The organism is Actinoplanes sandaracinus (assembly GCF_030009775.1).
Classification (GTDB): domain Bacteria; phylum Actinomycetota; class Actinomycetes; order Mycobacteriales; family Micromonosporaceae; genus Actinoplanes; species Actinoplanes sandaracinus.
This window is the reverse complement of record NZ_JASCTH010000034.1, coordinates 77,280-89,237: the sequence shown is the minus strand read 5'-3', so window position 1 is coordinate 89,237 and position 11,958 is coordinate 77,280. Positions and strand designations below refer to the sequence as shown.

Annotated in this window: 10 protein-coding genes and 1 tRNA gene; 4 read left to right on the top strand and 7 right to left on the bottom strand. The window is 68.4% G+C overall.

The window, feature by feature from the left end:
• The first annotated feature begins 151 nt into the window (after nucleotides 1-151).
• Nucleotides 152-967, top strand: coding sequence for a class I SAM-dependent methyltransferase (locus tag QLQ12_RS38780; RefSeq protein ID WP_282765940.1), 816 nt, complete (start codon nucleotides 152-154; stop codon nucleotides 965-967).
• Nucleotides 968-1,008: 41 nt separating this feature from the next.
• Nucleotides 1,009-1,227: a hypervirulence associated TUDOR domain-containing protein gene (locus QLQ12_RS38775; RefSeq protein WP_282765939.1), complete on the top strand. Its 219-nt coding sequence runs from the start codon at nucleotides 1,009-1,011 to the stop codon at nucleotides 1,225-1,227.
• Between the two features lie 179 nt (nucleotides 1,228-1,406).
• Here QLQ12_RS38775 and QLQ12_RS38770 read toward each other — a convergent pair whose 3' ends face one another.
• Together QLQ12_RS38770 and polA are read right to left on the bottom strand one after the other, a co-directional pair.
• Entirely contained in the window at nucleotides 1,407-1,817 is a 411-nt protein-coding gene (locus tag QLQ12_RS38770) for an ArsR/SmtB family transcription factor (protein ID WP_282765938.1), read from the bottom strand.
• A gap of 383 nt (nucleotides 1,818-2,200) precedes the next feature.
• Nucleotides 2,201-4,903, bottom strand: a complete 2,703-nt coding sequence (polA, locus tag QLQ12_RS38765; RefSeq protein ID WP_282765937.1) for a DNA polymerase I — start codon at nucleotides 4,901-4,903, stop codon at nucleotides 2,201-2,203.
• A gap of 228 nt (nucleotides 4,904-5,131) precedes the next feature.
• On the opposite strand from polA, the gene QLQ12_RS38760 reads away from it, so the two are divergent.
• A complete protein-coding gene (locus tag QLQ12_RS38760; protein WP_282765936.1) occupies nucleotides 5,132-6,391 on the top strand; it encodes an ABC transporter substrate-binding protein in 1,260 nt (419 codons plus the stop codon).
• A 373-nt stretch (nucleotides 6,392-6,764) separates the two neighbouring features.
• Here QLQ12_RS38760 and QLQ12_RS38755 read toward each other — a convergent pair whose 3' ends face one another.
• From QLQ12_RS38755 to QLQ12_RS38735, 5 genes are all read right to left on the bottom strand, one after another.
• Nucleotides 6,765-7,544: an ABC transporter ATP-binding protein gene (locus QLQ12_RS38755; RefSeq protein WP_282765935.1), complete on the bottom strand. Its 780-nt coding sequence runs from the start codon at nucleotides 7,542-7,544 to the stop codon at nucleotides 6,765-6,767.
• Nucleotides 7,537-8,472, bottom strand: a complete 936-nt coding sequence (locus QLQ12_RS38750) for an ABC transporter ATP-binding protein (protein WP_282765934.1) — start codon at nucleotides 8,470-8,472, stop codon at nucleotides 7,537-7,539. Before QLQ12_RS38750 ends, QLQ12_RS38755 begins: the two co-directional genes overlap by 8 nt.
• Nucleotides 8,462-9,454: a branched-chain amino acid ABC transporter permease gene (locus tag QLQ12_RS38745; protein WP_282765933.1), complete on the bottom strand. Its 993-nt coding sequence runs from the start codon at nucleotides 9,452-9,454 to the stop codon at nucleotides 8,462-8,464. The genes QLQ12_RS38750 and QLQ12_RS38745 overlap by 11 nt, the downstream gene beginning before the upstream one ends.
• Before the next feature lie 10 nt (nucleotides 9,455-9,464).
• Nucleotides 9,465-10,745: a branched-chain amino acid ABC transporter permease gene (locus QLQ12_RS38740; protein ID WP_282765932.1), complete on the bottom strand. Its 1,281-nt coding sequence runs from the start codon at nucleotides 10,743-10,745 to the stop codon at nucleotides 9,465-9,467.
• A gap of 198 nt (nucleotides 10,746-10,943) precedes the next feature.
• Complete coding sequence (locus QLQ12_RS38735; RefSeq protein ID WP_282765931.1) at nucleotides 10,944-11,579, bottom strand: ANTAR domain-containing response regulator; 636 nt, start codon at nucleotides 11,577-11,579, stop codon at nucleotides 10,944-10,946.
• 167 nt (nucleotides 11,580-11,746) lie between these two features.
• Here QLQ12_RS38735 and QLQ12_RS38730 point away from each other — a divergent pair.
• Nucleotides 11,747-11,820 (top strand) — tRNA-Leu (locus tag QLQ12_RS38730).
• Nucleotides 11,821-11,958: the final 138 nt, after the last annotated feature.

Sequence of the window (11,958 nt, the reverse complement as noted above, 5' to 3'; positions counted from 1 at the left end):
ATCCGCGAGCGCATCGACTAGCTTACCGTGCGCATTACCACAGGTTGCAAGCCCTCCTCAGTACCGCGGCACATTGTTGGTCGGGAACCCGTCAGCATGCCCCTTATGAGCCGAATCGGGACGGTGGACACGCCTGCCGTACCGTTGCCGCGTGACTACGTCCCACTCGTCCGAGCCCCTCCCGGACCCCCACGTCACCGAAGCCGAGGCGCGCCACGCCAACCGCTCCTGGTGGGATCTCGACGCCGACGACTACCAGGACGAACACGGCGCCTTCCTGGGTGACACCGACTTCGTCTGGTGCCCCGAGCGGCTGCGGGAGGCCGACGCGCGCCTGCTCGGGCCCGTACAGGGGAAGAAGATCCTGGAGCTGGGAGCGGGCGCCGCGGCAGCGAGCCGGTGGTTGCGCCGCGAAGGCGCCCTGCCGGTCGCCCTCGACCTCTCCGCGGGCATGTTGCGGCACGCCCGGGAGGCCGAGGACCGCAGCGGGGTACGCGTTCCGCTCGTCCAGGCCGACGCGCTGGCCCTCCCGTTCCCGGCGGACACGTTCGACATCGTCTGCACGGCGTTCGGCGCCATTCCGTTCGTGGCGGACTCGGCGGCCGCGATGCGCGAGGTGGCCCGGGTGCTGCGGCCCGGCGGAAGCTGGGTGTTCTCGGTCACTCACCCGATGCGCTGGGTCTTCCTGGACGAGCCGGACGAGCACGGCCTCCTGGCCCGGAACTCGTACTTCGACCGCTCCCCCTACGTCGAACGGGACGACGACGGCGCCGTCAGCTACCTGGAACAGCACCGGACCCTCGGCGACCGGGTGCGCGAGCTGGTGGCGGCCGGGTTCGTGCTGCGGGACCTGGTCGAGCCGGAGTGGCCGGACGGCCATGAGCAGGTGTGGGGTCAGTGGAGCCCGTTGCGGGGCCGGCTCTTCCCGGGGACCGCGATCTTCGTCTGCGATCTCCCGAAGCTCTGAACCGACCGTTTTCCTGCGGGAACACCGGGTATGCGACAGGCATGGCCGATACCGATGAAAGCCTGAAAAAGGGTGACAAGGTCAGCTGGCGCAGTCACGGGGAGACCGTTCACGGCACCGTCCAGCAGAAGATCACCGAGAGGACCGAGGCCGCCGGGCGAACCGTGGCCGCATCGCCGGACGAACCGCAGTACAGGGTCGAGAGCGACCGGACCGGGCGTCAGGCGGTGCACAAGCCGGAGGCGCTGCGCCAGGACTGACACCGGTGGCCACTCCGAGTTCCGCGACGGATGTCGACCCGGTTACCCACGGCGCCTCCCCCGGACGGCGAGATTCACGGCCTGACGGCGTTCATCGAGCGGAGGGCTTCACCGGGCAGTAGCGACCTCACCAGGCGGCAGGGACTCACCGGCGATAGAACTTCCCGGGCGGCGGGAACTCACCGGGCCGCGGGACCTCGCGGGCCGGCGTCGAGAACCTCCGCCAGGCGGGTGAGCTCGCCAGGCAGAGCCCGGTAGTAGACCCAGGTGCCGCGGCGGGCGCCGCGCACCAGGCCGGCCTCCCGCAGGATGCGCAGGTGGTGCGAGATGGTGGGGCCGGTCAGGGGGAATGCCTCGCCCAGCTCGCAGACGCAGATCTCGCCCTCCGGCGCCGAGGCGATCATCGAGAGCAGGCGCAGCCGCACCGGATCACCCAGGGCCTTGAAGGCGCCGGCGAGATCGCTCGCCCGATCGGAGTCGAGCGGGCCGTGCGTGAGCGCCGCAATGGCGGCCGGCCCGGCCGCTGCCGCCGCAGACGCGTCGTCCGTGGCGCTGGGACGAACCTCAATCGAGATCGATCGGCTCGGCATCGGCCCAGGGTGCCAGACCGGCGCAACCAATGGTGACGATGCCACCCGCACGGGTGCACGGGTACCCGCGCCGTCACCCGACCGAGCGGAAACGGGTCAGGCGGGATCCGCCCGGACCGATGCGGAAACGACCCAGCCGAGCCCAGCCGAGGCCGAGCCCGCCGAGATGGAGCCCGCCGAGGTGGAGCCCAGCACGGCACAACCGCGCACGGCACAACCGACGCTGGGCCATAGACCCTGCCGAACAGGCCCAACGTCGCCCGACCACAGCGGGCCACGGCCGGGACCACGTCACACGACCCAGCCGAACAGGCCCCAACGCCACCCGACCGCGGCGTGCCGCGATCGGGGCGGACGTCACATCCGGCCCGGGCTCGGTGGGGTCAGTGGTCGGCGCCGTTCCAGTCGCGGCCGGCGCCGATCGAGACCTCCAAGGGGACCGAGAGCGGATAGGCGCCGCCCATCTCGCGGCGGACCAGTTCCTCCAGGGAATCGCGCTCGCCGGGGGCCACCTCGAAGACCAGCTCGTCGTGAACCTGCAGGAGCGCGCGGGAGGTCAGGCCGGTGTCTTTCAGCGCCTCGTCGACCCGCAGCATCGCGATCTTGATGATGTCGGCGGCGGAGCCCTGGATGGGGGCGTTCAGTGCCATCCGCTCGGCCATCTCGCGGCGCTGACGGTTGTCACTGCTCAGGTCGGGCAGGTAGCGGCGGCGACCGAGGATGGTGGCGGTGTAGCCGTCCTTGCCGGCCCGCTGCACCACGGCCTGCAGGTAGTCGCGCACGCCACCGAAGCGTTCGAAGTACTCCGTCATCAGGGTGCGCGCCTCCTCGGTGGAGATGCTCAGCTGATTGGAGAGGCCGAAGGCGCTCAACCCGTACGCCAAGCCGTAGTTCATCGCCTTGATCTTGCGCCGCTGGTCGAGGCTGACCTCGTCGAGACCGACGTGGAAGACCGACGAGGCGGTGGCGGCGTGGAAGTCGGCGCCGGAGTTGAAGGCGGCGATCAGGGCGTCGTCACCGGAGAGGTGCGCCATGATCCGCATCTCGATCTGGCTGTAGTCGGCCGTCATCAGCTGGTCGAAGCCGGGGCCGACGACGAAGGCACGGCGGATGCGGCGCCCCTCCTCGGTGCGGATCGGGATGTTCTGCAGGTTGGGGTCGGTCGAGGAGAGCCGGCCGGTGGCCGCGACGGTCTGGTTGAAGGTGGTGTGGATGCGCCCGTCGTCGGAGACCGACTTGAGCAGCCCGTCGACGGTCGATTTCAGCTTGGCCACGTCACGGTGGCGCAGCAGGTGGGCCAGGAGCGGGTCGCCGGTCTGAGCGAACAGGTTCGTCAGGGCGTCGGCGTCGGTGGTGTAACCCGATTTGATCTTCTTGGTCTTGGGCAGGTTGCGCTCGACGAAGAGGACCTCCTGGAGCTGCTTGGGCGAGCCGAGGTTGAACTCGCGGCCGACGACCTCGTGGGCGGCCTGCTGGGCGGCCTTCACCTCGGCGGCGAAGTGCGACTCCAGCTCGGACAGGTAGTCGGTGTCGGCGGCGATGCCCCGCTGCTCCATCTCGGCGAGCACCACGGACAGCGGCTGCTCCACGTCGGCGAGCAGGCGCACCGACTCGCCGCCGTCCCGCGACAGCTCGGCGGTGAGGACCTCGGCCAAGTCGAGGGTCGCCCGGGCGCGCAGCATCACGCCCTGCTCGACGGCGTTGTCGGGGCCGTCGACGCCGTCGAAGGCGAGGGCGAGCTGGCCGTCGCCCTCGGACTCCTCCACCCGCAGCTCACGCTTGAGGTAGCGCAGCGCGAGGTCGGTGAGGTCGTAGGCCCGCTGGTCGGGCTTGGCGAGGTAGGCGGCGAGGGCGGTGTCGGTGGTGACGCCGGCGAGCTGCCAGCCGTGCGCGTGGAAGGCGAGCAGGGCGGGTTTCGCGTCGTGGAGCACCTTGGGCCGGGACGGCTCGGCGAGCCAGGCCGCGACGGCGCGCTCGTCGTCCTCGTCGAGGGTGGTGGGGTCGAACCAGGCGGCGGGGCCGCCGGCGGTCGCGACGGCGACGCCGGTGAGCCCACCGGTGCCGCGGCCGAAGGTGCCGGTGACGGCGACGCCGACCGGGTCGGTGCCGGCGTGCTCGCGCAGCCAGGCGGCGACGCCGCCGGTGCGCAGGACCTGCCCGTCGAGGTCGAAACCCGCCTCGGCCTCGGGCTCGACGGCCTCGAGGTAGGAGTAGAGACGCTCCCGGAGGATCCGGAACTCCAGCGCGTCGAAGACCCGGTGCACGGCTTCCCGGTCCCACCCCTGCCAGCGCACGTCCTCGGGACGCAGCGGCAGCTCCAGGTCGCAGACCAGCGCGTTGAGCTCGTAGTTGCGCATCACCTCGGCCAGGTGGGCACGCAGGCTGTCACCGACCTTGCCCTTGATCTTGTCGACGTTGGCGATGATGCCGTCGAGGTCGCCGTACTCCTTGATCCACTTGGCGGCGGTCTTGTCGCCGACGCCGGGCACACCGGTCAGGTTGTCGCTGGACTCACCGACCAGGGCGGCCTTCGCGCGGTACAGCTCCGGGCGGACGAAATATTTCGCCTCGATCGCGTCAGGGGTCATCCGCCAGACGTCCGAGACGCCGCGCACCGGGTAGATGATCGTGGTGTGCTCGCCGGCGAGCTGGAACGCGTCGCGGTCGCCGGTGGAGATCAGCACCTCCATGCCGGCCGCGCGGCCCTGGGTGGCCAGCGTGCCGATGACGTCGTCCGCCTCGTAGCCGGGTTTCTCCAGCACCGGGATGCGCAACGCCTCCAGCACCTCCTTGATCAGGCTGACCTGACCCTGGAACGGCTGCGGGGTCTCGGCTCGGCCGGCCTTGTAGTCCGCGTATTTCTCGGTGCGGAAGGAGACCCGGGAGACGTCGAAGGCGACCGCGATGTGGGTCGGCTTCTCGTCGCGCAGCATGTTGATGAGCATGGACGTGAAGCCGAACACGGCGTTGGTGGGCTGCCCGGTGTGGGTGCTGAAGTTTTCCACCGGCAGCGCGAAGAAGGCCCGGTAGGCCAGCGAATGGCCGTCGAGCAGCAGCAGGCGGGGGGTCTCGGCGTCGTCGCTCACGTCCCAGGACTCTAGTCGCCGGGTCTGACATTCCCGACCGCGCCGCCCGGGTGCGAGGCCCGCCGGCGAGGCGTCCGAGGCTTGCGGAAAGTTACGGATAGGCAACTGTCCTGTTGCAACCGGCCCTATCACCTAGCCTCAGGGACCCAGGCTCATTAGGTTGCCACCATCAGCGTCATGGCAGTGGGGGCCACCCATGCACCCACCGCGCTGGACAAAGGAGATTCGATGATCCGCCGCAACTTCGCATGGCGCAGTGCCGCCGTGCTGGGTGCCGCTTGCCTTGCCCTGGGCGCGTGCTCTAACAATGGTGACACCCCGGCCACCGGCTCCACCTCGGCCCCCGCGGCCGCGGGCGACGGTGTGCTCAAGGTGGGCACCCTGCTGCCGCAGACCGGTTCGCTCGCGTTCCTCGGCCCGCCCGAGTTCGCCGGCGTCGACCTGGCCGTCAAGGAGATCAACGCGGCCGGCGGCGTCCTTGGCAAGGACGTCGTGGTCAGTGACACCGACTCCGGTGACACCTCCACCGACATCGCCAGCCAGTCGGTGAACAAGCTGCTCGCCGAGAAGGTCGACGTCATCATCGGCGCCGCCTCCTCGTCGGTGTCCCTCTCCGTGATCGACAAGATCACCGGCGCGGGCGTGGTGCAGATCTCGCCGGCGAACACGTCGGACAAGTTCACCACCTACAACGACAAGGGCCTCTACTTCCGGACCGCGCCGCCGGACACCCTCCAGGGCCGCGTCCTCGGTGACCTGGTGGTCGCCGACGGCAACGCGACGGTCGGCCTCCTGGTCCTCCAGGACGCGTACGGCACCGGTCTCGCCAAGAGCGTCCGCAGCGCGGTCGAGAGCGGTGGCGGCCAGATCGTCGCCGAGGAGGTCTACGACCCCAAGGCCGCCGACTTCTCGGCCGAGATCGGCAAGCTCAAGCAGGCGAACCCGGCGGCGATCGTCCTGATCGGCTTCGACGAGACCAAGAAGATCGTCCCCAAGCTGGTCGAGGTGGGCCTCACCGCCAAGACCAAGAAGTGGTACTTCGTCGACGGCAACCTGTCGAACTACGGCAAGGAGTTCCCGAACGGGACCTTCGAGGGCTCGAAGGGCACCCTGCCGGGCGCCAAGGCGAGCGAGGCGTTCCAGAAGAAGCTGCTCGAGGTCGACCCGGCCCTGAAGGACTTCTCCTACTCCGCCGAGTCGTACGACGCGACCATCCTGACGGCCCTGGCCGCCGAGGCCGCCAAGAGCGACTCTCCGGCCAGCTACTCCAAGCAGCTCGCCGCGGTGAGCAAGGGTGGCGAGAAGTGCACCACCTACCAGGCCTGCAAGGACGCCCTCACGGCTGGTAAGGACATCGACTACGACGGCATGAGCGGCCCGATCGAGTGGAACGAGGCCGGCGACCCGGCCGAGGCCACCATCGGTATCTACCAGTACGGCCCCGACAACACCTACAAGAACCTGACCTACTCGACCGGCAAGATCTGATCGAGAGCGTCACCGCGAGGGCTCGGCCGACTGGCCGGGCCCTCGCCCTTTTCCCGGTAGAGATCCTCCGGCCCCGCACCCTCCCACCCGGCCGGACCGCAAGCCCGGCAGAGCCCCGCTGAGAGCTCGCACGGAGCACCGCCGCGAGGACGCTCCCGCCGACGGGAACGGCGGCAGGAACGGCAACAGCCCGGTCCCCACGGCGACACGGCGGGCGGGGCGGCGGGGGCGACAGCCCGATCCCCCACGGCGCCACCGTGAGGCGGAGCGGCGAGGCAGCGGGGCGGCGGCGACAGACCCGCGGAGATGACGACAGGCACACGAGAAAGGCCCCGGAACCAGGTTCGGTTCCGGGGCCTTTCTCGTACGGGGCTCAGGCGCGCGCGAGCGTCCCGAGGTAGAGCTCGATGACCTTCGGGTCGTGCATCAGGTCACGGCCGGACGCGGTGTAGGCGTTGCGGCCCTGGTCCAGCACGTACCCCCGGTCGCAGATCTGAAGGCACCGGCGGGCGTTCTGCTCCACCATGATGACGGTGACGCCGGTGTCGTTGATCTGCTTGGTCCGGAAGAAGACCTCGTCCTGCATGGCCGGAGACAGACCCGCCGACGGCTCGTCGAGCAGCAGGACGCTGGGCTCCATCATGAGGGCCCGGCCCATCGCGACCATCTGCCGCTCACCGCCGGAGAGCGATCCGGCCCGCTGCTTGCGCCGCGTGCCGAGAGCGGGGAACAGACTCGCCACGAAGTCGAAGCGCTCCTTGAACTTCTTCGGCCGCAGGAACACGCCCATCTCGAGGTTCTCTTCGATGGTCAGGGTGCCGAAGACGTTGTTGGTCTGCGGGACGAACCCGATCCCCTTGGCGACGAGCTTGTTGGCCTTCAGGTTGGTGATGGCCTCGCCCCGGAGCGTGACCTCGCCGGAGCGGATGTTCACCAGACCGAAGAGGGCCTTGAGCAGGGTCGACTTGCCGGCGCCGTTCGGGCCGATGATGCCGACCAGTTCGCCCTCACGGGCGTACAGGTCACAGTTGTTGAGGATGTTGACGCCCGGGAGGTAGCCGGCGATCAGGTCGTCGGCACGGACCAGGGCGCCCTCGGCCGCGCTCAGGTGCTCGGAGCGGTCCTGGACCTCGTTGCTGGAGCCACTACTCATCGGTCTTGCCTCCCTCGGCGGGTGGGGTTGCCGGGACGCCTGTCTCGGCGGCCACCTCGGCAGGGTCGTGCGCCGTTCCGTCGTGGTGCGCGCCCAGGTAGGCGTCGATGACGCGCGGGTCCGCCATGACCGTGTCCGGCGTGCCCTCGGCGATCACCTCACCCTGGCCCATGACGATCACCCAGTCGCTGATGTCACGGACCATGTCCATGTCGTGCTCGACGAAGAGAACGGTCATGCCGTCCTCACGCAGGCTCTTGACGTGGCCCAGCAGCGACTGGGTGAGGGCCGGGTTCACACCGGCCATCGGCTCGTCGAGCATGACCATGTCGGGCTGCACCATCAGGGCCCGCGCCATCTCCAGGAGCTTGCGCTGACCGCCGGAGAGGCTGCCGGCGAAGTCCTCGCGCTTGGCGTCGAGCTTGAACCGGGCCAGGAGCTCGTCGGCGCGCTCGGTGATCTCCTGTTCCTGCTGCTTCCACAGGGCCGGGATCAGCGAGGTCCAGAAGGACTCGCCCTTCTGGCCGGTGCCGCCGAGCCGCATGTTGTCGATGACCGACAGCCGGGACAGCGCCTTGGTGAGCTGGAAGGTGCGCACCATGCCCTGCCGGGCGACCTTGTGCGGCGGCACACCGGCGAGCGGCTTGCCGTTGAAGTTCCAGTTGCCCTCGTTCGGCTTGTCGAAGCCGGTCAGCAGGTTGAAGAACGTCGTCTTGCCGGCGCCGTTGGGCCCGATCAGCGCGGTGATCGCGCCACGCTGGATCTCGATGTGGTCGACCTGCACCGCGGTGAGGCCACCGAAGCGGCGGATGACCTTGTCGGCGACCAGGATCGGGTCCGGCTTCTTGGCGCCGGGCTCGTGCGGGACGTCCTTGAGCGCCTCACGCGCCCGGGCCACGCCGGGAAGGACGCTAGCGTCATCGGCCATCGAGCATGACCTCCTTCTTGTCGCCGAAGATGCCCTGCGGACGGAAGATCAGCAAGAGGACGAGGCCGAGACCCACGAAGATGTACCCGACCGCACCCGCCTGGTTCTTGTTCATCAGCCAACTCGGGATGAGGCCCGCGTCGATCGCCGACGGCAGGAAGGCGTTGATGAACGTGAGCAGGAACCAGAAGATCATCGAGCCGACGACCGGGCCGAAGACACGGGCCGCGCCGCCGAGGATCACGATCGTGTACATGTAGAACGTGAACTCGGTGCCGTAGGTGTCCGGCTGCACGGCGGCGTTGCGGAGCGCGATGACGAAACCGCCCAGCGATCCGAGGACGCCACCGAGGATCAGCGACTGCATCTTGTAGGAGACGACGTTCTTCCCGAGGCTGCGGACCGCGTCCTCGTCCTCCCGGATCGCCTTGATGACCCGGCCCCACGGGCTGCGCATCGCCAGGAACACGATGAGCAGAGCGATGGCGACGAGCACCCAGCCGACCGTCATGATCCACAGCTCGCGCTCGTCGAAGCTGATCAGCGTGCTGATCTCGACCGCCCCGCTGTACGGGTTCATGGCGTAGAAGTCGTCCGAGAAGGCCTGGAGGCCGTCGGAGCCACCGGTCCACTCGCTGAGCGAGACCGACCGGAAGAGCAGTCGGACGATCTCCGCGGCGGCGATCGTCACGATCGCCAGGTAGTCGGCGCGCAGTCGCAGCGTCGGAATGCCGAGCAGCAGCGCCAGGATGACGGCGCCACCCAGGCCGGCCAGGATGCCGACCCAGAACGGCAGGCCGAACGTGGCGACGATCATCGCCAGGCCGTAGGCCGCGACACCGAGGAACGCGGACTGACCGAAGTTCAGCAGGCCCGTGTAGCCGAAATGCACGTTCAGGCCGATCGCCGCCAGTGCGTACGCGATCATCGTTGCGTTGATCAGCGACTCCAGGGAGACGCCGAGAATGATGTCCCAGTTCATCAGGCCTCCCTCAGCCGATCCGCTCGCGGCGGCCCAGGATGCCCTGTGGCCGGACCAGGATGATCACGATCAGCACCACCAGGGCGCCGACGTTCTTGAGCTCGGTCGGGATCCACAGCGTCGAGAGCTGCGTGGCGAGACCCACGACGAGACTGCCCAGGAGGGCGCCGAAGGCGGTGCCGAGACCGCCGAGCGTGACCGCGGCGAACACCAGGAGCAGGATCTGGAAGCCCATCTGGTAGTTCACACCCTGGAAGACACCGAGCATGACACCGCTCAGCGCGGCCAGCGCGCCACCGATCGTCCACACCAGGCGGATGATCGAGTCGACGCTGATGCCGGAGGCCGCGGCGAGGGACGGGTTGGTCGAGACCGCCCGCGTCGCCTTGCCGAGCCGGGTCATGACCAGCGCGAGCGAGACACCGATCAGTACGACGATCGCCACGGCGTCCATGATCAGGTTCTTCGGGGCCACCGAGATCAGACCCAGGTCCATGCCGGGCTGGGCGACGTACGCCGAGTACTGCCTGGTGTCGCCGGCGAAGAAGAACAGGTAGAGGTAGCGCAGGATCAGGGCCAGACCGATCGAGATGATCATCATGCCGATCAGGCCGGTCCGGCGGTTACGCAGCCAGCCCCAGAACAGCCGGTCCTGGAAGTAGCCGAACGCGCCACCGAGCACCACGGCGGCGACCGCGGCGAGTTCCAGCGGAAGGCCGACGGTGACGTTGAGGAAGAAACAGCCCACCGCGCCGAAGGTGATCAACTCACCGTGGGCGAAGTTGGTCAGGCCCATGGTGCCGAAGATCAGCGAGAGACCCAGGGCCGCCAGCGCGATGATCAGGCCGAAATGGATACCGGTATAGATCAGGTCGAGGATCCGGCTGAGTTGGGAGTTCCCCTCGTCCTCCGGTGTCGCCGCGCCCGGGCCCGTCGCGGCCGCCCCGCCGAGCGGGAACAACACGTTCCGCGCCGCGCCCTCGAAGACCGTCAACGTCAGACTTGATCGCCCGGTGGTGACGGTAACGCCCTGGGGCAGCGTCGCGGTATCGAGATCGACCTTGTAGGTGCCGGCCGCCTTGAGCGGTACCACCCACTTGCCGTCCGGTCCGGACGTCGCCTCCCCGGCCGATGTGCCGCCCTGGTCGAACACCTTGATCGCCACGCCCGCAACAGGCTGGTTGGCATTGATCAAGGTGCCCTGCAACGCCTCGCCCTCGGCCAAGGCGCTTGTGGCGCCGAAACCCAGGGAAGTGAACAGGAAACCGAGAACGGCCGTGAAGATAATCACGGCTCTACGCAACGATGCTCCTTGTGTCTAGCAGCAGAAATCCCCGCCAGATGAATCGCGGAAGGACTGGCGGATCATAGCTTGCCAAGCACTGGAGCAGCCGGTCGTAACAAAGCCGTTACGGAGCCTCAACCTTTCGTCAAGTGCCAATACAAGACCGGTGGCAGTGAGCTGTACCACCGGCCTGGATGGTCCCGTCTAACCGGCTTGAGGTGCCGCCGAAGGGCCGCTGGCGGGGCCGCCCGACGACTCCTGGAGGATGCGGTCCGCCACCTCACGCATCGTCATCCGGTTGTCCATCGCCGCGCGCTGGATCCACTTGAACGCCTGCGGCTCGGTCATCGAATACTTCGTCATCAGCTCGCCCTTGGCGCGCTCCACCGACTTACGCGTCTCCAGACGCTCGGTCAGGCCGGCGACCTCGGACTCCAGGACGGCGATCTCCGAGTACCGGGAGAGGGCGATCTCGATCGCCGGCACCAGATCGGATTTCTGGAAGGGTTTGACCAGGTAGGCCATCGCACCGGCGGCCCGGGCCCGCTCGACCAGGTCGCGCTGACTGAAAGCGGTCAGGATCACCACCGGCGCGATCCGGCCGCCGGCGATCCGCTCCGCGGCCGCCAGACCATCCATGATCGGCATCTTGATGTCCAGGATCACCAGGTCAGGCTTGAGGTCCTCGGCCAGCCGGACGGCGGTCTCGCCGTCACCGGCCTCGCCGACGACGTCGTAGCCCTCCTCAACCAGCATCTCGGCCAGGTCCAGCCGGATCAGGGCCTCGTCCTCGGCGATGAGCACCCGCTTGCGCTCCACACCACCCTGCGTGTCGGCCACGGAAACCCCTACCCCCAGAACGTCGATGACGCGACACCCCGGCATGTGGGGTACCGCCGCCCTAAGCCTAGTAGGTAGGCTGTCGGAGTCTCATCCTGGCGTGACCAACTCACGCCCTGTTGAGGCGTGCCACCATCTGATGGTTCTGGTTACCATCTGAGGGTGAAGCCCCTGTATTCCAACCGGCAGAGAAAGTGGTCTCAAACACCATACAGTGTGGGTTCGAATCCCACCGGGGGCACAAAATTCCAAGGAGTGGACCAGCGGTCCTGATCAGGGCCGACCTCCTCTGACACCGATCTATGTAACGTGGTGGCGGCCCATGTGGGCACCAGCGGGCCATTGATCGAGCGGTCGCCGCTAATCATTCACCCGGCGT

Bases quoted from the DNA above. Each gene is read 5' to 3' on its own strand.
- QLQ12_RS38760 (WP_282765936.1), top strand. From the start codon at position 5,132: ATGATCCGCCGCAACTTCGCATGGCGCAGTGCCGCCGTGCTGGGTGCC.
- QLQ12_RS38745 (WP_282765933.1), bottom strand. From the start codon at position 9,454: ATGAACTGGGACATCATTCTCGGCGTCTCCCTGGAGTCGCTGATCAAC.
- QLQ12_RS38770 (WP_282765938.1), bottom strand. From the start codon at position 1,817: ATGCCGAGCCGATCGATCTCGATTGAGGTTCGTCCCAGCGCCACGGAC.
- QLQ12_RS38775 (WP_282765939.1), top strand. From the start codon at position 1,009: ATGGCCGATACCGATGAAAGCCTGAAAAAGGGTGACAAGGTCAGCTGG.
- QLQ12_RS38750 (WP_282765934.1), bottom strand. From the start codon at position 8,472: ATGGCCGATGACGCTAGCGTCCTTCCCGGCGTGGCCCGGGCGCGTGAG.
- QLQ12_RS38755 (WP_282765935.1), bottom strand. From the start codon at position 7,544: ATGAGTAGTGGCTCCAGCAACGAGGTCCAGGACCGCTCCGAGCACCTG.